The organism is Paenibacillus tengchongensis, from assembly GCF_008973665.1.
Classification (GTDB): domain Bacteria; phylum Bacillota; class Bacilli; order Paenibacillales; family Paenibacillaceae; genus Paenibacillus_AQ; species Paenibacillus_AQ tengchongensis.
The window spans coordinates 45,665-66,386 of record NZ_WACP01000022.1 but is presented as its reverse complement, the minus strand read 5'-3'; the positions used below and the strand labels follow the sequence as shown (position 1 = coordinate 66,386).

Here is a 20,722-nt window from a genome sequence, read left to right as displayed (position 1 = left end):
GGTTCCACGCGTACCCATCCCGAACACGACCGTTAAGCCCTCCAGCGCCGATGGTACTTGGACCGAAGGGTCCTGGGAGAGTAGGACGCCGCCAAGCACGAAGAACCACTGTTGATAACCTCAACGGTGGCTTTTTTGCGTTGTGCGGGGTTGTGTAAAAGCTGTGGATAATTTTCATGAAATAATGCAAATTTTGCCTGTGCAGTTTAGAAATCGTGGTGCTGACCGATTAATAACTGTGGATGAATTTACTATTAAACAAAAATGTCAAGAGAAAAAGCCACGAATCCACTGTTTTTGTGGATAAAAAGTGGAATATGTGTATAACTGTAGTAGAATCGTGGATAACTATAGTTTTGCATTCGAATTAATGCGGAGTTGTGAATGCTTGTTGATAAATTGTTAATAACTGATATAGGAATAATTTGTTTCTCTGAAGTTGGCTATCTTTTTTCGGGCTTGATATACTCTTTCTAAGCGCAGACAACACCGTGAATGGAGGGATTTTAAGTGGTGATCAGACAGTTAACGGCAGAGGAGTTTGCAGCCGGCTTGGCCTTGGACGAGTATTCCTTTCATTTTAAGCTGTCGGAAGAAGATAAAGAACGGGAGAAACTAAGGTATAAGCCCGAGCGCAATTGGGGATTTTTTGAGGACGGCGAACTGGGTGCACAGCTGACACTACTTCCATTATCTCTGTACATACAAGGAAATGCGGTTCCTATGGGCGGGATCGCCGGAGTATCCACATGGCCCGAAAACCGCCGTCAGGGAATGGTTGCCAAGCTTCTGACCCATGTGCTGCAGACGATGAATGAAGCCGGGCAGACTATATCTATGCTTCATCCGTTTTTAATCCCCTTTTACCGCAGATACGGCTGGGAAGTATGCTGTGAGTATAAGGAGTATGTCCTTACGTCAACGCAATATCCGCCACGGCAGGAGATACAGGGAATTGTGAAGCGCGACCGGGCCACTGTGGAAGAGCTTGATGAGCTGTATAATGCTTTTGCAGCCGGATATAATGGAACATTGAAGCGTGACAGGGACTGGTGGGAGCACAGTGTATTGCAAGGGGACAGACATACGGCTGTTTTTTATGCTGGTTCCGGAGAACCCGGGGGCTATATTCTATATAAAATAGGAAACCGGGAGCTGACGGTCGAAGAGTTCGTCTATTTAAACGAAGCTGCGCGGCAGGGGCTGTTAACCTTTATCAGCAATCATGATGCCACTGTGGATCAGGTCAAACTGACGAGAGTACCGGCCGACGATCTGCTGCCCTTTTTGCTTCCCAATCCGCGGGTTCAGCAGCACAGCCATCCGTATTTTATGGCCCGGCTTGTTAATGCTCAATCATTTGTAGGAAATTACATCTTTGCTAAATACAAGGGAGATAGTGCGGTTATTATAGGTATAGAGGATGAGCATGCTCCATGGAACAACGGGCTGTGGAGATGGACGGTCGATCAGCTTGGGCGGGGTTCGCTGACTGCAGTTACGGCTGAAGAGAAAAGCCATAAGGCGGATTTACAGTGCGGAATTGGCGCTCTGGGTGCCATCCTGCTGGGATACAAGCGCCCCGCCGGTCTGGCCCGGGCAGGTATTTTAAGGGGGAATGAACAAGCTGTACAGTGGCTGGAAGCGAGAGTGCCACAGGCGCAGACCGCGCTGTTTGACTTTTTTTAAGCGGCAAGAGATTCCTCCGTTTCTTAATGGGCGGGGGATCGGGTCAAAACCGGGCGGTGTCCGAATACAAAGCATGTATTGTGTAAAAAATAACATCAACCCCTTGGCATTCCGCAAAAATATGTTATAATATGAAAAAAGTCAAAGAAAGTCAAAGTCAACGGCATCCTGAACGCTGGCCGATTCGTCCCATAATTCCTGGGTTAAGTTCTATAAAGATCACCGCCGGACGGATGCACAACATGAGTACTATAATTGCTTATACTGGAGGATGAGTGATGCGTAATATCTCCGATATTATTGAACAATATCTGAAGAATATTTTGCATGAAAGTCCCGAAGGTACGGTGGAAATTCAGCGCAATGAGCTCGCGGACCAATTCTCCTGCGTGCCGTCGCAGATCAATTATGTGATCAGCACGCGGTTTACCCTTGAGAAGGGCTATGTGGTGGAGAGCAAGCGCGGGGGCGGCGGATATATTCGGATTCAGCGCTTTGAGCTGCCGCAGAATGTAGCGTTGTACGCGCACCTCAAGACCGCAATTGGCAACGAAATGGATCAAACTTCTGCAGAGGGGCTGATTTATCAGCTGGAGGAGGCCCGCTTCCTCTCCACACGCGAAGCGTGTCTGATGCGCGCTGCCGTTTCCCGGGACTGTCTTACGGTCAACTTACCATACCGGGATGAGATCCGTGCCAAGATTATGAAGGCGATGCTAATTTCTTTGCTAGGCAAATAATTGTCATTCGTAAGGGAGGGACCCCGCTTATGCTATGTCAGGAATGCGGCGTCAGACCGGCTACGCTCCACTTCACCAAGATCGTGAACGGGGAGAAGACCGAATTTCATATATGTGAAAGCTGTGCCCGTGAAAAGGGAGAAATGATTCCCGGTACCGCCGGAGGCTTCTCGATCCACAGCCTCTTGTCCGGGCTGCTCGATCTGGAGGGGGCAGGTAAAGGGAAGGCCACCGCTGCCACGAATGTTCAGGGATTGCACTGCGAGAAATGCGGAATGACCTATTCGCAGTTCAGCAAGCTGGGGCGGTTCGGCTGTAGCTCCTGTTATAAATATTTCGACAATGCGCTGGATCCGCTGTTCCGCAGAGTGCACGGCAGCACAGCCCATGTGGGTAAGCTTCCGAAGCGGGCCGGAGCACAGATTGTATTTAAGCGGCGGATTGATGAATTGAAACAGGAAATGCAGCAGAGCATTGCCGAAGAGGAATTTGAAACCGCCGCTGAGCTGCGGGATCAGATCCGCAAACTTGAAAAAGATATGGCACAATAGTAAAGTCTTTCATATATAGGGGGGATACGACATGTCAAGTCTCCGGTTTACCGAACAAGCCCTCAGCGACTGGATGCGCAGCGGCGGCAGCCATTCCGAAATTGTGATCAGCAGCCGTATGCGTATTGCCCGCAACCTGGAGCATTTGCCCTTTCCGCTTCTGGCCTCCGGCGAGCAGGCGGAAGAGGCGCTGAATCAGCTGGCACCGGTATTTGCGTCCAACCCGGCTCCCGATTTAGGCACCTTCGAGCTGGTCAAGCTGGATGAGCTGGATGAACTCGATAAGAAGGTACTCGTCGAGAAGCATCTGATCAGCCCCAACCTGGCCAACGATTCGCGGGGCGGCGCGGTCATTCTGAATGCGGATGAATCCGTCAGCATTATGATCAATGAAGAGGACCATTTGCGGATCCAGTGCCTGTTTCCCGGGCTGCAGGTGAAGGAAGCGTGGGAGCGTGCGAGCGCCATCGACGATATTTTCGAGGCCTCGGTCAATTATGCTTTTGACGACAGAAGAGGATATCTGACCAGTTGCCCCACTAATGTGGGCACCGGTCTCCGCGCTTCGGTAATGGTTCATCTGCCGGCGCTTGTAATGACGCAGCAGATTAACCGGATTTTGACGGCCGTGAACCAGGTTGGCCTCACGGTCAGAGGGATTTACGGTGAAGGCAGCGAAGCTGTAGGGAACATCTTTCAGATTTCCAACCAGATTACGCTGGGACAGACGGAAGGCGAGATTATCGAGAATCTGCACGGGGTGGTCACCCAGATCATTGAGCATGAACGCCATGCGCGGGAGCGCCTGTTGGCCGATTCTCCGCTGCGGATTACCGACCGGATTCAGCGGTCCTACGGTATTTTGTCTTTTGCCGCAATCATGGAGCTCAAGGAGTCCGCACAGCGTTTGTCTGATTTACGCTTAGGTGTAGACCTGGGCATTCTGGAGAATCCTTCGATCTCCGTGCTGAATGAGCTTAATGTAAAGACACAGCCGGGATTCTTGCAAAAAATGTTCGGCGATGAGATGACCTCCACCGAACGCGATATGTACCGGGCGAAGCTGCTCCGGGAAACTCTGGGGTCACAACATTAATTATAGATATTTATTTTTCGTGGAGGTGCAGGAGATATGATGTTTGGAAGATTTACGGAACGTGCGCAAAAAGTGCTGGCGCTCGCGCAGGAAGAAGCCGTTCGCCTGGGGCACAACAACATTGGCACAGAACATATTTTGCTTGGACTGATTCGTGAAGGAGACGGCATTGCCGCCAAGGCGCTGATCGGACTGGGACTCGGTCTTGAGAAGATTCAGGACGAAGTGGAATCGCTGATTGGCCGTGGACAGGAGCAACCGACCAACATCGCCTATACTCCCCGCGCCAAGAAAGTCATCGAGCTGTCGATGGATGAAGCCCGTAAGCTGGGCCATACCTATGTCGGCACCGAGCATATTCTGCTGGGCCTAATCCGTGAAGGCGAAGGCGTGGCCGCCCGTGTGCTGAACAATCTGGGCATCAGCCTGAACAAAGCCCGCCAACAGGTGCTGCAGCTGCTCGGCAGCAGCGAAGCCAGCTCCAGCCACAGCGGAGCTCCCGTCAATGTCAGCACACCGACGCTGGACGGACTGGCCCGCGATCTGACTGCCTTCGCCAAGGACGGTAACCTGGATCCGGTCATCGGCCGCAGCAAGGAAATCGAACGCGTCATCCAGGTGCTGAGCCGCCGTACCAAGAACAATCCGGTACTGATCGGGGAGCCTGGGGTCGGTAAAACGGCAATCGCCGAAGGCCTGGCCCAAAAGATCATTAACAATGAAATTCCGGAAACCTTGCGCGACAAGCGTGTGATGACCCTCGATATGGGGTCAGTCGTAGCCGGAACCAAATACCGCGGTGAGTTTGAAGACCGTCTGAAGAAGATTATGGACGAAATCCGCCAGGCCGGAAATATCATCCTCTTCATTGATGAGCTGCACACCCTGATCGGGGCAGGCGGCGCGGAAGGCGCGATCGACGCCTCCAATATCCTGAAGCCGGCGCTGGCCCGCGGCGAGCTGCAGTGCATCGGGGCAACCACCTTGGACGAATACCGCAAATACATCGAGAAGGATGCCGCTCTGGAACGCCGCTTCCAGCCGATCACAGTGGATCAGCCTTCGCCGGAAGAAGCTGTACAGATTCTGTACGGACTCCGCGACCGCTACGAAGCCCATCACCGGGTGAAGATTACCGATGAAGCGATTGTGGAAGCCGTGAAGCTGTCGGACCGTTATATCTCCGACCGGTTCCTGCCGGACAAGGCGATTGACCTGATCGATGAGGCGGGCTCCAAGGTAAGGCTGAACTCTTACACCATTCCGCCGAATCTGAAAGAGCTGGAAATGCGGCTGGACGATATCCGCAAGGAGAAGGATTCGGCTGTACAAAGCCAGGAATTCGAGAAAGCGGCCGCGCTGCGCGATACCGAGCAGAAGATCCGCGAGGAGCTGGATACCACCAAGAACCAGTGGAAGGAAAAGCAAGGCCGTACCGATTCCCAGGTTACTCCGGAGGATATCGCACAAGTGGTGGCCAGCTGGACCGGTATTCCGGTCAGCAAGCTGAAGGAAGAAGAGACCGATCGCCTGCTGAACATGGAAGCCTTGCTCCATGAGCGCGTCATCGGCCAGGATGAAGCCGTGAAGGCGGTCAGCCGGGCGCTGCGCCGGGCACGTGCCGGCCTCAAGGACCCGAAACGTCCGATGGGCTCGTTCATCTTCCTCGGCCCTACAGGGGTTGGTAAGACCGAGCTGGCACGGGCTTTGGCCGAAGCGATGTTCGGCGATGAGAATGCGGTCATCCGCATCGACATGTCGGAATACATGGAGAAGCACTCCACGTCGCGTCTGGTCGGAGCGCCTCCGGGATATGTCGGTTATGAAGAAGGCGGCCAGCTGACAGAGAAAGTGCGCCGCAAACCATACTCGGTAGTGCTGCTCGACGAAATCGAGAAGGCCCATCCGGAAGTATTCAACATTCTGCTTCAGGTGCTGGAAGACGGACGCCTGACCGATTCCAAGGGCCGCGTGGTCGACTTCCGCAACACCCTGATCATTCTGACCTCCAACGTCGGAGCTCAGGCAATCAAGAAGAACTCGACGCTTGGCTTTACCGCCGTACAGGATGCCGGAGCGGAATACAGCAGCATGAAGGGCAAAGTGATGGAAGAGCTGAAGAAGAGCTTCCGTCCAGAGTTCCTGAACCGTATAGACGAAATTATTGTCTTCCACTCGCTGGAAGAGAAGCATATCGCCGAAATCGTTACCCTGATGTCCGACGAGCTGCGCAAGCGGCTGCGTGAATTCGATGTGGATTTCGCCCTTACGGATACGGCGAAGGCCTTCCTGGCCAAAGAAGGTTATGATCCGGCCTTCGGTGCCCGTCCGCTGCGCCGGGCGATCCAGAAGCATATCGAAGACCGTCTCTCCGAGGAGCTGCTGAAGGGCAATATTAAGAAGGGCGACTCCGTCAAGATTGACGAAGTGGGCGGCCAGCTGGAAGTAAGCACTGTTTCTCCTGCCGTTGCAGCTTCGCTTACTACCGAAACGGAAACCGAATAATCGTCACAATTTGCCAAGCAGGGTCCCCGCCTTTCGTTCGCGAAGGGAGGGGGCTTTTTTTTTCGCAGAAGGATTCGTGATGTCCGATAAGAGAAGGTCAACAGATGTAAAATCAGGAAGGTGAAGAAGAAGCAGTCCGAAAAGTAAAAGTGAAGTGAGCTTTCGTTCAAGGGGCAGAAATGGTAAACTTTGATTAGGAGCTCGTTATCCGCAATTTTAGTAAGTTGAGATAGTAAGGAGAACCCATGGCCAAAGCGAAAAGTAAGTTTTTTTGTACCGAATGCGGCTACGAATCGCCCAAGTGGTTCGGGAAGTGCCCCGGCTGCCAGGCGTGGAATTCCATGGTGGAAGAGATGGAAAGCGTAGTCAAAACCCAGGGAATGAATGCGCCGATTTTTCAGAGTAAAGAAAAGCCGCAATCGATCATAAATATAGAAAGTGACAAAGAGCCGCGTATATTGACAGGCATTGCCGAACTCAACCGTGTGCTGGGCGGAGGCATCGTGCCCGGATCACTGGTACTGGTCGGAGGTGATCCCGGCATCGGCAAGTCGACATTGCTGCTCCAGACCTCACATGCCCTCACCACCCAGAACCTGAGGGTGCTCTACATATCGGGCGAGGAATCGGTCCGGCAGACCAGACTGCGCGCTGACCGCCTCGGCGCTTTGTCACCCGAGCTGTATGTATTGTGCGAGACCAATATGGAGAGTATTGAGGAAGCGATTGAGCAGATCCAGCCGCAGTTTCTGGTAATCGACTCGATCCAGACGGTGTTTCTGCCGGAGGTGACCAGTGCGCCCGGCAGTGTGGCACAGGTACGTGAATGCACCACGCGGTTTATGCGCATCGCCAAAGTCCGCGGCATCGCCACTGTACTTGTCGGCCACGTCACCAAAGAAGGAGCGATTGCCGGCCCGCGCATGCTGGAGCACATGGTGGACTGTGTGCTTTATTTTGAAGGCGAACGGCATCATACGTACCGGCTGCTGCGTGCCGTGAAGAACCGCTTCGGTTCCACGAACGAGATCGGCATATTCGAAATGGGTGAGGATGGGCTGAGAGAGGTGGGTAACCCTTCCGAGCTGTTCTTGTCGGAACGGCCGCTGGGAGTGGCCGGGTCGGCAGTGGTCGCCAGCATGGAGGGAACGCGGCCTGTGCTGGTCGAACTCCAGGCGCTGGTCACGGCCACTCATTTCCCGTCACCCCGGCGGATGTCAACCGGCATGGACCATCAGCGGATGTCGCTGATTATCGCTGTGCTGGAGAAACGGATGGGCATGTTCCTCCAGAACCAGGATGCTTATCTGAACGTCGCCGGAGGGGTGAAGCTGGATGAGCCTGCGGTCGACTTGGCAGTAGCTGTCAGCATAGCCTCCAGCCTCCGTGACATTCCGACCAAAGCCTATGATGTATTCTTCGGGGAAGTCGGATTGACGGGGGAAGTCAGAGGAGTCTCACGGGCGGAGACTCGGGTCAAGGAAGCCGCCAAGCTTGGTTTCCGCCGGGTAATTATGCCTGAGAAGAGTCTGAAGGGGTGGAAGCATCCGCAGGATATCCAAATCATTGGCGTCAGCTCTGTGGCAGATGCACTATCGGTCGCGTTAGATTAGGGGGCATAAATAACATGAAAGAATATAACCAAACAGACAATATGAATGATCTGCTCAGGATGGCGGCACCGGGCACACCCTTCCGGGAAGGTCTGGAGAATGTGCTGCGGGCCAAGACAGGAGCGCTGATCGTAGTCGGCTACAGCCCGGAGGTTATGGATGTCGTCGACGGCGGGTTCTCGATCAATTGCGATTTTTCCCCAAACTATTTGTATGAACTGGCCAAAATGGACGGGGCGATTATTTTAAGCGAGGACCTGAAACGAATTTTGTATGCTAACACGCAGCTGATCCCGGATTCCTCGATCTCCTCCATCGAGACCGGTATCCGTCACCGTACGGCTGAGCGGGTTGCCAAGCAAACGGGGAAGCTCGTGGTATCCATCTCGCAACGCCGTAATATCATCACCCTTTACCAGGGGAATATCCGGTATATGCTGAAGGATATCGGTGCCATTCTGGCTAAAGCGAATCAGGCCATTCAGACGCTGGAGAAATATAAAGCGGTGCTTAACCAAAGTCTGACCAATCTCTCGGCTTCCGAATATGAGGGAATTGTTACCGTAGCGGAAGTGGTGGGCGTTATTCAGCGAGTGGAGATGGTGCTGCGGATCAAGATGGAAATTAAACGCTATATTAACGAGCTTGGCAATGAGGGCCGACTGATCAGCATGCAGATGGAAGAACTGGTGGGAAATACAGAGGAAGAAGCGTGGCTCTTATACAGAGACTATGCCAAAGAGGAACAAGAGGACAAAATCCGGGAAATCATTGCCGGTCTGAAACGGTCAAGCGATGACGAATTAATGGATGACAACCATATTGCCCGTCTGCTCGGCTACTCTTCAACGGCGATTACTTCCGAAGAGGTCGTTACACCGCGAGGTTACCGGCTGCTCAATAAAATCCCGCGTCTGCCCAACGTCATTATCCATAACCTGGTGGAACGCTTTGAGATGCTGCCTAATCTGATGACGGCGAGCATTGCGGAGCTGGATGAAGTCGACGGCATAGGTGAGGTACGTGCGCGCCATATTCAGGACGGACTGAAGCGGCTGCAGAAGCAAGTTCTTATTGACAGACAAATGTAAATAACATACAATCACGTAATATTGATGACGCAAGGCAAAGTAATAACATTGAGGTGAAGAAATGATCCAAAAATCAATTCCGAGTCTTTTTACCATTGGTAACCTGATGCTTGGAATGTTTGGTATCATGATGGCGTTTGACGGAAAGCTGAGCATGGCCGCTATCATGGTGATTATCGCTATGCTGCTTGACGGATTGGATGGCCGTGTCGCCCGTGCCCTGAAATGTGAGAGCGAATTTGGAAAAGAGCTGGATTCCCTGTCCGACGTAGTATCGTTCGGCGTGGCTCCGGCGCTTATTATGTACACTACAAGCCTGCAGGATGTGAATACCGCACTCGGCTGGACCGTGACGGCGATCTTCCCGGTCTTCGGGGCGCTGCGTCTGGCCCGCTTCAATGTCCGGCCGGGCATTCCCGGATATTTTGTAGGTCTGCCGATCCCGGCTGCCGGGGGCGTTCTGGCTACGCTGGCTCTTTTTCATAAAGATGTCTCGGCTCCCTTTATGATTATCGCTACATTGCTTCTGTCTTACCTGATGGTCAGCACCGTGAAATATCCGAACTTCAAGAAAGTCGGATTGCCGAAGAAAGCGGTAATTGGTGCGCCGGTTGTCATCGTTGTAGCTGTGGCGGTAGCTGTAATGTTCCCGGAACAAATTTCCAAGCTGATTTTTGTGCTGCTGGCGCTGTATGCCCTGTACGGATTTAAGCAGAATATTGATCGGCTGACCGCCCGGCGCCGCAAGCGGCGCAGAAGACGCGGGGACGACAAGGTGTATCATTCCAAGAATGGCTGAATACGGGCACAACCGGACTTAATACTCTTGCCTAATCATAACGCAAAAAAGGCTTTGCCGATTCCGATCACGGACTCCGGCAAGGCCTTTTCTATTTATGCGCGTATAAGGCAGAAGGTCAGGATAAATTAAACAAGCCGAGCGTGGCGCATTTCTGTGATTCCTTCTGAACGACCTCGTCCATATTGATGTCAAGCAGATTACAGAGGGCGGACATATAGAATAGCTCGCGGCCCAGTTCGGAGGCGACGACCTCGCGGCAGTTCTCGCACAACTGGCCCTCCAGATGCGTCCCGGCAAGCTCTTTGGCCTGTTCCAGTCCAAGCGCAGGCTCGAACACTTGTTTCTTGGCGTGCAGCTGAATGCATCCGCATTCTGTGATGGCTTTGACGACGGCGCGGTTGACGGAAGCACTGCTCTGTCCGTTCTTGGACATGACATCGAGCAGGCTGCGGTGACGGAGCAGCAGTTCGGAGACTTGATCCTGGAAGGCCTGTAAACTTGGTGCGCTCATTTACCATTCACCCCTGGGTTTTGTAATTGAGTTCATTATATGCCAGGCCTTCACCCGATTTCAACAAGCAATAGAAGTTTATGGCAAGCCTTACAGCGCCGGTAAAGAATACAGTTGTGAAAAAAATACATTGACCTCCCGATTATCATCCTAAAATTTGGAACATACTGATGAGGAATAGATCATTTCATTTCAGGAAGATTTCGAGGAGGTGCGCAAGTGATGTGGAAAAAGGTGTTGCTGACGCTGGCCGGATGCCTGGGCGCCTGGTCCGGGTATTCGTTATACCGTGCGGCGGAAATAGGGTTCCCGGAGGGCATGGGGAAACTGGGGGATAGCTTGCCTGTAAACGGAAGCATTTTACTTACGGTGCTGGGTGCCATTATTTTTTTGATTGCAGGAACGTTATGCGCCGATTGGGGAGGTGCAAAGCTGCGTGAAGCTGTAGCGTACTGTGCGCGCATCCCGATGGGCGACTTGGCGGCTGGAGCCGCCGGCCTGACCGGCGGGCTTCTGCTGTCGCTGCTGCTCTACCCGGCCATGTCCTGGCTCGGAAAGGCAGGAGAACTGCTGCAGGTAGCGGCAACGGTCATGCTGGGTTATATGGGGCTGCGGATCGCGCTGGAGAAGAAGACGGAGCTGGCTTCCTTCTGGAACACCGGGCGCTGGGGACAAGCTTCCGAGCCGCAGGACCGGGGGCTGGAGGAGCATAAGATTCTGGATACAAGCGTCATTATTGACGGACGTATTGCTGATATCTGCAAAACCGGCTTTATCGAGGGAACGATTGTCATTCCCGAATTTGTGCTGGAGGAGCTGCAGCATATCGCTGATTCGTCGGATCTGCTCAAACGCAACCGCGGCCGCCGGGGGCTGGATATCCTGAACAAAATCCAGAAGGAACTCGATGTGAAGGTGCTGATCTACGAGGGGGATTTCGAGGAAATTTCCGAGGTGGACAGCAAGCTGGTCAAGCTGGCGAAAGTGCTTCACGGCAAGGTCGTGACCAATGATTTCAATCTGAATAAGGTTTGTGAATTACAGGGAGTTTCTGTGCTCAACATCAATGATCTGGCCAATGCGGTCAAGCCGGTGGTGCTGCCCGGTGAAGAGATTATTGTACAGGTCATCAAAGACGGGAAGGAACACGGGCAGGGCGTAGCTTATCTCGACGACGGTACGATGATTGTTGTGGAGGGCGGCAGGGATTATATTGGCACGACGATGGAGGTTCTGGTAACCAGCGTGCTGCAGACCTCTGCAGGACGGATGATCTTTGCCAAGCCGAAGCTGCTGGAAAAGGCGCAGTGATGCTCCCGCCGTTCTCCCGGCTTCCGTGAACAGGGCCTTGGAAATGCCCGGCAAACAGGGTATGATGGGGATATACGGAAAGACAGGAGCCTATAACGAATGTCAAACAGTGTGGGAGCCGTCATTGTAGCGGCGGGCAGAGGAACGCGCATGGGAACGGCGGAGAGCAAGCAGTATCTAAGGCTTGCGGACAAGCCGATCATCGTCCATACGCTCGAAGTATTCCAGCGGCATCCGCTCATCACTGAGATCGTGCTGGTAACGGGAGCCGAGGATGTGGAGCGTTGCCGGGAGTGGGTGCACACCTACGGAATGGACAAGGTCAAAGCGATCATCCCGGGCGGCTCCGAACGGCAATACTCCGTGCACCTGGGATTGCGTGAACTGGACACGGAGTGGGTAATGGTGCATGACGGTGTAAGGCCGTTCGTGGCCGCCGGGGAAATTGATGCATGCTATACAAAAGCCAAGGAAACAGGAGCCTCCGTGCTCGCTGTTCCGGTCAAAGATACGATCAAGCAGGTGGACAAGGACGGAATGGTCGTGTCCACTCCCGATCGGCGAAGTCTGTGGGCGATCCAAACCCCGCAGACTTTTCGTCTGTCCGACCTGCTTGCGGCGTATGAGGCCGCCGAGCGGGACGGATATCTGGGGACGGATGACTCCAGTCTGGCCGAACGCAGTGGAATTCCGGTGGCCGTGGTGGAAGGCAGCTACCGGAATATCAAGATTACTACGCCGGAAGATCTGGAATTCGCAGAGTTTACACAAGCACAACAGAGGAGAGGTTAAAGCATGATTGCAGTGGGGCAAGGGTTTGACGTACACCAACTGGTGGAGGGGAGACCGTGCATCATCGGCGGTGTAACGATTCCCTATGAGAAAGGGCTGCTGGGACATTCCGATGCGGATGTGCTGCTGCACGCGGTCAGCGACGCTATACTGGGGGCGCTGGGACTCGGCGATATCGGCCGCCATTTTCCGGATACCGACCCGGCCTTTAAGGATGCCGACAGCTTGAAGCTGCTGGAGCATGTATGGAGTCTGGCCCGCGAACGCGGATACAAGCTTGGTAACATTGATTCGACCATTATCGCCCAGAAGCCGAAGATGGCACCATATATACCGCAGATGGTGGAGGTGATTGCCCGCGCGCTCGGGGCGGAGGTCTCCAAGGTCAATGTGAAGGCGACAACGACGGAGCAGCTTGGCTTTGCCGGCCGCGGCGAGGGAATCGCTGCGCAATCTATTGTCTGCCTGGTTCAAGATGTGATATCATCTTGAGATGGCATGGCAGCATCCTGAATTAACCATTACGGAAGCGGAGGGAATGAAATGGCGGATCAAGTCCGGGTGCGTTACGCACCGAGCCCTACGGGACATTTACATATCGGCAATGCCAGAACGGCAATATTCAACTATCTGTTCGCCCGCAATCTGGGCGGCAAGTTCATTATCCGGATTGAGGATACGGACATCAAGCGTAACATCGCCGGCGGCGAAGAAAGCCAGCTGAAGTACTTGAAATGGCTGGGTGTGGACTGGGATGAGAGCGTCGATGTCGGCGGCGGATACGGCCCTTACCGCCAGACCGAACGTCTGGACCTGTATAAGGTATACTGGCAGGATTTGCTGGACCGCGGACTGGCTTACCGGTGCTACTGCACAGAGGAGGAACTGGAAGCGGAACGCGAAGAGCAGACGGCGCGCGGTGAGACTCCGCGTTACTCCGGCAAGCATCGCAACCTGACCAAGGAGCAGCAGCAGGCCTTTGAGGCTGAAGGGCGCGTTGCCAGCATCCGGTTCCGGGTGCCGGAAGACCGCACTTATACCTTTGATGACATGGTGAAGGGAACCATTTCTTTCACCACCCAGGATATGGGTGATTTTGTCATTGTGAAGAAGGACGGCATCCCGACGTATAACTTTGCTGTGGCCGTGGACGATCATCTGATGGAGATCAGCCATGTGCTGCGCGGCGAAGACCATATCTCCAATACCCCGCGCCAGCTCATGATTTATGAAGCGCTGGGCTGGGAGCCGCCGCTGTTCGGGCATATGACACTGATCGTCGGAGAGGACCATAAGAAGCTGAGCAAGCGCAATGAATCGATAATTCAATTCATTGAGCAGTACGAGCAGCTCGGCTACCTGCCGGAGGCCTTATTCAATTTCATAGCCCTGCTGGGCTGGTCACCCGAGGGAGAAGAGGAAATCTTCACCCGGGAGGAACTGATCGCGATCTTTACTGCCGACCGGCTGTCGAAGAGTCCGGCCTTCTTCGATGCGAACAAGCTGGCGCATCTCAACAACCACTACATTAAGAACGCCGATCTGAAGCGGATCGCCGGCCTGGCCATTCCGCATCTGCAGAAGGCCGGCCGTCTGCCGGCTGAGCTGGACGCCGAACAGCAGGCCTGGGCCGAAACGCTGGTGGCGCTGTACCAGGAGCAGCTGACTGCCGCTTCCGACATCGTGAAGCTGTCGGAGCTGTTCTTCCGCAGTCATGTGGAGCTGGATACCGAAGCCGCCCAGATTCTGGCGGAAGATCAGGTAAACGTGGTGCTCTCAGCTTTCCTCGCCAAGGTGGAAGCAACCGCGGATTTCAGCGCCGCGAACATGGCGGTGCTGATTAAAGAGGTGCAGAAGGAGACCGGGCATAAAGGCAAAGCGCTGTTTATGCCGATCCGTGTCGCACTGACCGGCCAGATGCACGGCCGCGATTTAAATGCAACCATTGCCCTGCTGGGCCGCAGCCGCGTCATTGAACGGCTGAAATCGCAGATTAAAGGTGCTTAGGCTGCCTAGATCGCCGGAGAGCCTCTTGTCAGTCTTTGGTCTTTTCGCTAAGATAGAAGATATTCAACAGCTGTGATCAGGAGAAGTACGCGATAACAGGGCAATTCCCAGAGAGAATAACCGCCGAAGGATTTCCCAGGCAGGCTGAAAGTTATTCATTTGTCCGCGCCGAACATGCACCTGTGAGCTGCGGGGCTGAGCCTTCTTCCAGAGGTTAGGCGTCGCCGGAACGTTGCCGTTATAGACGATCAAGTGGGATGAGTGTGCCTGAGTCCGGTAGATTTGCCGGGTTTCTGGGATCATCCAAGCAGAGTGGAACCGCGGTTACACGCCTCTGCAGCCTTATGCTGCAGGGGCGTTTTTTGTTGCTTAAATCTTCATCCGTATAAAGACTGCACTTTGTGAGACGTTTACCGGGGTCCCCGCAAAGTACCTGAATAAACATCTATGCAAAGACTGCACTTTGTGGGGTGAATTTTGGAACCGGCCATGGCCTGCGGCATACAAATAGAGAGAGCGGGCCGGTGACAATACCTTCCCTGGCGCACCTGTTCACAGGAGGCGGGAAGCTGAAAGAAGAGGGGAACCGTGATGTTTAAGCATATCAAGTCGGACATTCGGGCAGTATTCGACAACGATCCTGCCGCCCGCAGCACGTTCGAGGTTGTTTTTACCTATGCCGGGCTTCATGCGATCTGGGCGCACCGGATTGCCCACCGCTTCTTCAAGCGCCGGTGGTTTACGCTGGCCCGCATGATCTCCCAGTTCAGCCGTTTTATGACCGGGGTGGAGATCCATCCCGGCGCGGTCATCGGCAAACGGTTCTTTATTGACCACGGCATGGGTATCGTAATCGGGGAGACCTGTGAGATTGGCGACGACGTTATTATTTATCAGGGGGTAACACTCGGGGGAACAGGGAAGGAAAAGGGCAAACGCCATCCCACGATCGGAAACAATGTGGTCATAGGCTCGGGCGCCAAAGTACTGGGATCGTTCAGGATCGGCGATAATTGCAATATCGGCTCGAATGCGGTCGTGCTGCGCGAGGTGCCGAACAACTCGACGGTCGTCGGCAACCCGGGCCGTGTCGTGAAACGTAATGGAGAACGGGTATCCGACCGGCTGGATCATACCAAGATGCCGGACCCGGTTATCGATACACTGCGCTTCCTGCAGAAGGAGATAGAGGAAATCCGCGAGCAGCTTGGCAGCGAGGACAAGCAGAAGGCTGAACAGCGCAGGCTGGAAAGCCTGCAATATCTCGGCGATTATGAAATATAAGGAACAGATCTGAACCGGATAACCGGACAACAGAAAGGATTGGGAAAGCATGGCATTGCAAATCTATAACACACTGACACGCAGCAAGGAACCGTTCGTCCCGCTGGAACCGGGGAAAGTAAAGATGTACGTATGCGGACCAACCGTTTACGGATATATGCATATCGGGAATGCCCGGCCGGCCATCGTATTTGACACTGTCCGCAACTACTTGGAGTCTACCGGTTATGATGTGCGGTATGTGACGAATTTTACGGATGTGGACGACAAAATGATTCGCAAAGCCGAGGAAATGAACATCACGGTGGCGGAAGTGGCGGAAATGTTTATCAAAGCCTACGAAGAGGATATTGCGGGGCTTGGTGTAAAGCCGGCAACGCTGAATCCGCGCGTCACGGAGAGCATGGATCAAATTATTGAATTTATCAAGGAGCTTGAAGATAAGGGCTACGCATATGAGAGCGGCGGCGATGTCTTCTACCGTACAGCCAAATTCGCCGATTACGGAAAGCTTTCCCGCCAGAATCTGGAGGAACTGCAGTTCGGTATCCGGGTAGAGGTGGATGCGCGCAAGGAGAATCCGGAAGATTTCGTGCTGTGGAAAGCTGCGAAGCCGGGTGAAGTGCACTGGGATAGTCCGTGGGGACAGGGACGCCCGGGCTGGCACATCGAATGCTCGGCCATGGCCCGCGAGTATCTCGGAGACACGATGGACATTCACGGCGGCGGCGTGGATCTGCAGTTCCCGCATCATGAGTGCGAATGCGCCCAGACGGAAGCGTTGACAGGCAAGCCGCTCTCCAACTACTGGATGCATAATGCATTTCTCAATATCGGAGACGAGAAAATGTCGAAGTCGCTGGGCAACGGCCTGCTTGTGAAGGATATCCGCCAACGCTTCAAGCCGGGTGTGCTTCGCTACTTTATGCTGTCCACCCATTACCGTAATCCGCTGAATTTCACGGAAGAGGCGCTGCTGTCCGCAGAAAAAAGCGCCGAGCGCATCGCATCGGCGGTAAGCAATGTGCAGCACCGGCTGGAGCTGGCCGGTGCGGCGGAGGCAGGAGCGGCAGTTCGTGCCGACGTGGCAGGTAAGATCACCTCCATTCTTGACGTCTACCACAGCAAGCTGCAGGACGATTTCAATACGCCGGATGCCATTACCGCTGTATTCGATTGGGTTAAGCTGGCCAATCATACCCTTGCGGAGGAGGGGGCGGTTCAGGCCGACTTCGCGGCACTGCTTGAGGCATTTACAGAGATGAACCGGGTGCTTGGCCTTGTTGCTGAACAGGCAGGGGAAGCTGCCGGTGAGGAGATTGAGCGGCTGATTGCAGAACGGACGGAAGCGCGCAAGAATAAGAATTGGGCACGCTCAGATGAAATCCGCGATCAGTTAAATGCAATGGGCATTGTGCTGGAAGATACGCCGCAGGGTATCCGGTGGCGGCGCAAATGAGCGGGGGATTCAAGCCGGAGGAGGTCTGGTTTCCTTACAGCCCCTCCAAACCAGCCCACCTTCTCCCGCCGATTGTGCTGGCTTACGCCGGGGATGCAATTTATGAAATAGCTGTACGCCAATATCTGATTTCGCTGCCCAATCTCCGGCCGAACCATCTGCACCGTTCGGCGACCGGGCTTGTCTCGGCCAAAGCGCAGAGTACAATCCTCTCCTTTCTGGAACCGCAGCTGACCGATGACGAACGGGAGGTTGTCCGCAAAGGGCGCAACGCTAAGTCGGGGACCATCCCCAAGAACGCCGATGTGCTGGAATACCGCCACGCCACTGCGTTTGAATGCCTCATGGGGTATTTATATTATACGGGGCAGCTGGCACGAATCCGGGAGCTCGTTCAGGGCAGTATAGAGCATATGATGAACCGGCCCAAATAAGGCCTTGAAGATAGAACAGGAGGTAGGACATGGAAGAAATAAGATCGGAAGAAGAAGTGCTGGCCGGTAAGCATTCGGTGCTGGAGGCGCTGCGCGCCGGCCGGACCTTGAATAAAATTTGGGTGGCCGAAACGGCACAGAAGCATTTGACCGCGCCGATTGTCGCCGAAGCGCGCAAGGCAGGCATCATTATTCAATATGTGGACAAGCGGAAACTGGATCAGCTGGCGCCAGGAGTTCAGCATCAGGGCGTTGTCGCTCAGGCGGCGCCGTTCGCCTATGCCGAGGTGGAGGATTTGCTGGCCGCCGCAGAAGCCAAAGGTGAGCCAGCGTTTCTCATTTTGCTGGATGAAATTGAAGATCCGCATAATCTGGGCTCTATTCTGCGTACTGCAGATTGCACCGGTGTGCATGGAGTCATTGTCCCGAAACGCCGCTCCGCACAAATTACAGCCACGGTATCCAAGACCTCGGCTGGCGCGGTGGAGTATGTACCCGTTGCCCGCGTCACTAACCTGGGGCAGACCATCGACCGCCTGAAGGAGCTGGGAATCTGGGTGGTGGGCACCGATGTCGCTACCGACCAGAACCTGTACGAATCGGATATTTTCAGCGGGCCTGTTGCGGTTGTCATCGGCAATGAGAACAAAGGCATTGGCCGGCTGATCCGCGAGAAATGCGATGTGCTGCTGAAGCTGCCGATGGCGGGAAAAATTAATTCCCTCAATGCCTCTGTCGCAGCCGGCGTGGTCATGTACGAAGTGCTCCGCCGCCGCCAACGGCAGGCATAACGATGGCTGACTGGCGGGACGTGCTGCTTGTAGACGGATACAATATGATCGGCGGATGGTCCGAGCTTGCAGAGTTGTCCCAGGTCGGCATGCAGGAGGCGCGTGACCGGCTGCTGGATCTGCTGGCTGACTATCAGGCGTTCTCCGGGCGGCGCGTCATTGCCGTGTTCGACGCCTACCGGGTTCCGGGACTCGGCCGGTCGTTCGTCCAAGGCAAAGTGCAGGTCTACTTTACCAAGGAAAAGGAAACCGCAGATGAATGCATCGAACGGCTTGTGGGGGAATACAGCCACCGGCGCCGGCAGATTTATGTGGCTACCAGCGATTTTGTAGAGCAGCATGTCATCTTTGCCCAGGGCGCATTGCGGATATCGGCCAGAGAACTGAAGCTGGAGATCGAAGAATCCCAGAAGCAGGTGGCCAAAGCATTGGAGCCAAAAAGCATCGGCCAGAAGCGCCATTCACTGGGTGATAAGCTCCCGCCGGAAATGCGCAGGCGGCTGGAAGATTGGCGCAGGCAATGAACTGCCATATAATGTTATTGAAGATTGTTTTTGGACAATTCCGGTTGACTGTGTAAGGTGACATAATATATACTAATTTTATATTTCGCGAAGTAACGGGATGTCTTGCGTTGCAGCCGGGGGGATTCTTGGTGAGTGTCGACCTCAAGGAAATAATGCTTTCCGAGTATGATTTCATAAGTGATGAAGAAATTGTCGAGATCTTCCGTGGTGGCGACAGTGGCGCATTGGAGCATTTGATCAACAAATACCGTAATTTTGTCCGTGCCAAGGCACGTTCTTACTTTCTGATCGGAGCTGACCGTGAGGATATCGTTCAGGAAGGCATGATCGGATTGTACAAGGCAATCCGTGATTATAAGGGAGATAAGCTCTCATCTTTTAAAGCGTTTGCCGAACTCTGTATTACACGGCAGATTATTACCGCGATTAAGACGGCTACCCGCCAGAAGCACATTCCGCTCAATTCTTATGTCTCTTTGGACAAGCCGATCTATGATGAAGATTCCGACCGGACGTTGATGGATGTTATTTGCGGAACTCAGGTGCTTGATCCGGAAGAACTGATTATCAACCAGGAAGAATTCATCGGGCTGGAAGATAAGATGGCGGAGATTCTGAGCGATCTGGAACGCAAGGTGCTGATGCTGTATTTGGACGGACGCTCTTACCAGGAAATTGCCGTCGATCTGAAGCGGCATGTGAAGTCGATTGACAACGCTCTGCAGCGGGTGAAACGGAAATTGGAAAGATATCTGGAAGTGCGTGACAATTGATGCTATAATAGACGGGAAAGGCTCGGATTTCGAGTCTTTTTTTAATTGTCTGATAGTGAAAGTTTGCATCTGTCCCGGCCGTAAGGCTGTAATTGGAAAGCGGCAGGTTTATTCAAGACAGGAATGCTCAATAATGGAAATTAGAACAGCCGGCTTAGGGAATAGTGTGGGCAAAGACATTAAGTTTGACGGTAAGTTGTACAACCCGAAATCACCCCGTGCGATGGGAATTCTTTTCGTTGACATTGGCGTTGACATTATGCTAAAGTGTTTTAGGTAGGCCTAAATTCGCAGGTTTTTTTAGGATCAATATTTGCGTCTTCTAATTTCATGATTAGAAGGACGTCTTCGGGAGGTGCAAATCGTGCGGGTAATTATTACATTGGCTTGTACAAGTTGTAAGCAAAGAAATTACGCAACTACCAAGAACAAGCGCAATCACCCAGACCGCTTGGAGATGAAGAAATTTTGCAAGTTCTGTAACGCGCAAACTCCTCATCGCGAAACCAGATAGTTTTTGGGAGGTGTAGTCGGGTGAAACGTAGCTTCAAGTCTTTGTTTTCCTTTTTCACTGAAAGCTGGAGCGAGCTTAAGAAAGTTCGCTGGCCTAGCCGTAAAGAGCTGAAGAACTACTCGTTGATCGTATTCGGTACAATTGTAGTGATTGCTGTTTATTTCTGGGTTCTGGACATCGGTATTTCCGCTGTTATTGAAGCGATTATTTAGAGAGGTCCCAGGTGGCTTGA

Annotated in this window: 21 protein-coding genes and 1 rRNA gene; 21 read left to right on the top strand and 1 reads right to left on the bottom strand. The window is 53.5% G+C overall.

The window, feature by feature from the left end:
- The 9 genes from rrf to pssA all read left to right on the top strand — a co-directional run.
- A 5S ribosomal RNA gene (rrf, locus tag F1381_RS26815) occupies positions 1-97 on the top strand; the annotation flags it as partial.
- A 413-nt stretch (positions 98-510) separates the two neighbouring features.
- Complete coding sequence (locus tag F1381_RS26810) at positions 511-1,689, top strand: GNAT family N-acetyltransferase (protein ID WP_151737874.1); 1,179 nt, start codon at positions 511-513, stop codon at positions 1,687-1,689.
- Between the two features lie 278 nt (positions 1,690-1,967).
- Positions 1,968-2,429 (top strand): CtsR family transcriptional regulator, encoded by a 462-nt coding sequence (locus F1381_RS26805; RefSeq protein ID WP_151737873.1) that lies wholly within the window; start codon positions 1,968-1,970, stop codon positions 2,427-2,429.
- A gap of 29 nt (positions 2,430-2,458) precedes the next feature.
- Positions 2,459-2,980, top strand: coding sequence for a protein-arginine kinase activator protein McsA (mcsA, locus tag F1381_RS26800; RefSeq protein ID WP_151737872.1), 522 nt, complete (start codon positions 2,459-2,461; stop codon positions 2,978-2,980).
- Between the two features lie 31 nt (positions 2,981-3,011).
- Positions 3,012-4,076, top strand: coding sequence for a protein-arginine kinase McsB (mcsB, locus tag F1381_RS26795; protein ID WP_151737871.1), 1,065 nt, complete (start codon positions 3,012-3,014; stop codon positions 4,074-4,076).
- 36 nt (positions 4,077-4,112) lie between these two features.
- Entirely contained in the window at positions 4,113-6,581 is a 2,469-nt protein-coding gene (gene clpC / locus F1381_RS26790) for an ATP-dependent protease ATP-binding subunit ClpC (RefSeq protein WP_151737870.1), read from the top strand.
- A gap of 245 nt (positions 6,582-6,826) precedes the next feature.
- A complete protein-coding gene (gene radA / locus F1381_RS26785) occupies positions 6,827-8,194 on the top strand; it encodes a DNA repair protein RadA (RefSeq protein ID WP_151737869.1) in 1,368 nt (455 codons plus the stop codon).
- Between the two features lie 14 nt (positions 8,195-8,208).
- On the top strand, positions 8,209-9,285 hold the full coding sequence (gene disA / locus F1381_RS26780; RefSeq protein ID WP_151737868.1) for a DNA integrity scanning diadenylate cyclase DisA: 1,077 nt from the start codon (positions 8,209-8,211) through the stop codon (positions 9,283-9,285).
- 61 nt (positions 9,286-9,346) lie between these two features.
- Positions 9,347-10,084, top strand: a complete 738-nt coding sequence (gene pssA, locus F1381_RS26775) for a CDP-diacylglycerol--serine O-phosphatidyltransferase (RefSeq protein WP_151737867.1) — start codon at positions 9,347-9,349, stop codon at positions 10,082-10,084.
- A gap of 118 nt (positions 10,085-10,202) precedes the next feature.
- On the opposite strand, the gene F1381_RS26770 is transcribed toward pssA, so the two are convergent.
- Entirely contained in the window at positions 10,203-10,598 is a 396-nt protein-coding gene (locus F1381_RS26770; RefSeq protein ID WP_151737866.1) for a nucleoside triphosphate pyrophosphohydrolase family protein, read from the bottom strand.
- 222 nt (positions 10,599-10,820) lie between these two features.
- Between F1381_RS26770 and F1381_RS26765 the strand changes: the two genes are divergently transcribed.
- The 12 genes from F1381_RS26765 to secE all read left to right on the top strand — a co-directional run bounded on the left by F1381_RS26765 (position 10,821) and on the right by secE (position 20,702).
- Positions 10,821-11,909 carry a PIN/TRAM domain-containing protein gene (locus F1381_RS26765; RefSeq protein ID WP_151737879.1) on the top strand — a complete coding sequence of 363 codons (1,089 nt, stop codon included), beginning with the start codon at positions 10,821-10,823 and terminating at the stop codon, positions 11,907-11,909.
- A gap of 99 nt (positions 11,910-12,008) precedes the next feature.
- Positions 12,009-12,701, top strand: a complete 693-nt coding sequence (gene ispD / locus F1381_RS26760; RefSeq protein WP_151737865.1) for a 2-C-methyl-D-erythritol 4-phosphate cytidylyltransferase — start codon at positions 12,009-12,011, stop codon at positions 12,699-12,701.
- Positions 12,702-12,704: 3 nt separating this feature from the next.
- On the top strand, positions 12,705-13,193 hold the full coding sequence (ispF, locus tag F1381_RS26755) for a 2-C-methyl-D-erythritol 2,4-cyclodiphosphate synthase (protein ID WP_151737864.1): 489 nt from the start codon (positions 12,705-12,707) through the stop codon (positions 13,191-13,193).
- Positions 13,194-13,244: 51 nt separating this feature from the next.
- The gene (gene gltX, locus F1381_RS26750; RefSeq protein WP_151737863.1) at positions 13,245-14,708 is read left to right on the top strand and encodes a glutamate--tRNA ligase; all 1,464 of its coding nucleotides are present in this window, start codon (positions 13,245-13,247) and stop codon (positions 14,706-14,708) included.
- 591 nt (positions 14,709-15,299) lie between these two features.
- On the top strand, positions 15,300-15,992 hold the full coding sequence (cysE, locus tag F1381_RS26745) for a serine O-acetyltransferase (protein ID WP_151737862.1): 693 nt from the start codon (positions 15,300-15,302) through the stop codon (positions 15,990-15,992).
- A 49-nt stretch (positions 15,993-16,041) separates the two neighbouring features.
- Entirely contained in the window at positions 16,042-17,451 is a 1,410-nt protein-coding gene (gene cysS / locus F1381_RS26740) for a cysteine--tRNA ligase (protein WP_151737861.1), read from the top strand.
- Entirely contained in the window at positions 17,448-17,885 is a 438-nt protein-coding gene (locus tag F1381_RS26735) for a Mini-ribonuclease 3 (protein WP_151737860.1), read from the top strand. The genes cysS and F1381_RS26735 overlap by 4 nt, the downstream gene beginning before the upstream one ends.
- Positions 17,886-17,914: 29 nt before the next feature.
- Entirely contained in the window at positions 17,915-18,676 is a 762-nt protein-coding gene (gene rlmB, locus F1381_RS26730) for a 23S rRNA (guanosine(2251)-2'-O)-methyltransferase RlmB (RefSeq protein ID WP_151737859.1), read from the top strand.
- A gap of 2 nt (positions 18,677-18,678) precedes the next feature.
- Positions 18,679-19,200 carry an NYN domain-containing protein gene (locus F1381_RS26725; RefSeq protein ID WP_151737858.1) on the top strand — a complete coding sequence of 174 codons (522 nt, stop codon included), beginning with the start codon at positions 18,679-18,681 and terminating at the stop codon, positions 19,198-19,200.
- A gap of 131 nt (positions 19,201-19,331) precedes the next feature.
- Positions 19,332-19,976 carry an RNA polymerase sporulation sigma factor SigH gene (gene sigH / locus F1381_RS26720; RefSeq protein WP_150275520.1) on the top strand — a complete coding sequence of 215 codons (645 nt, stop codon included), beginning with the start codon at positions 19,332-19,334 and terminating at the stop codon, positions 19,974-19,976.
- Positions 19,977-20,340: 364 nt separating this feature from the next.
- On the top strand, positions 20,341-20,490 hold the full coding sequence (gene rpmG / locus F1381_RS26715) for a 50S ribosomal protein L33 (protein ID WP_151737857.1): 150 nt from the start codon (positions 20,341-20,343) through the stop codon (positions 20,488-20,490).
- A gap of 20 nt (positions 20,491-20,510) precedes the next feature.
- Entirely contained in the window at positions 20,511-20,702 is a 192-nt protein-coding gene (gene secE, locus F1381_RS26710) for a preprotein translocase subunit SecE (RefSeq protein WP_151737856.1), read from the top strand.
- Positions 20,703-20,722: the final 20 nt, after the last annotated feature.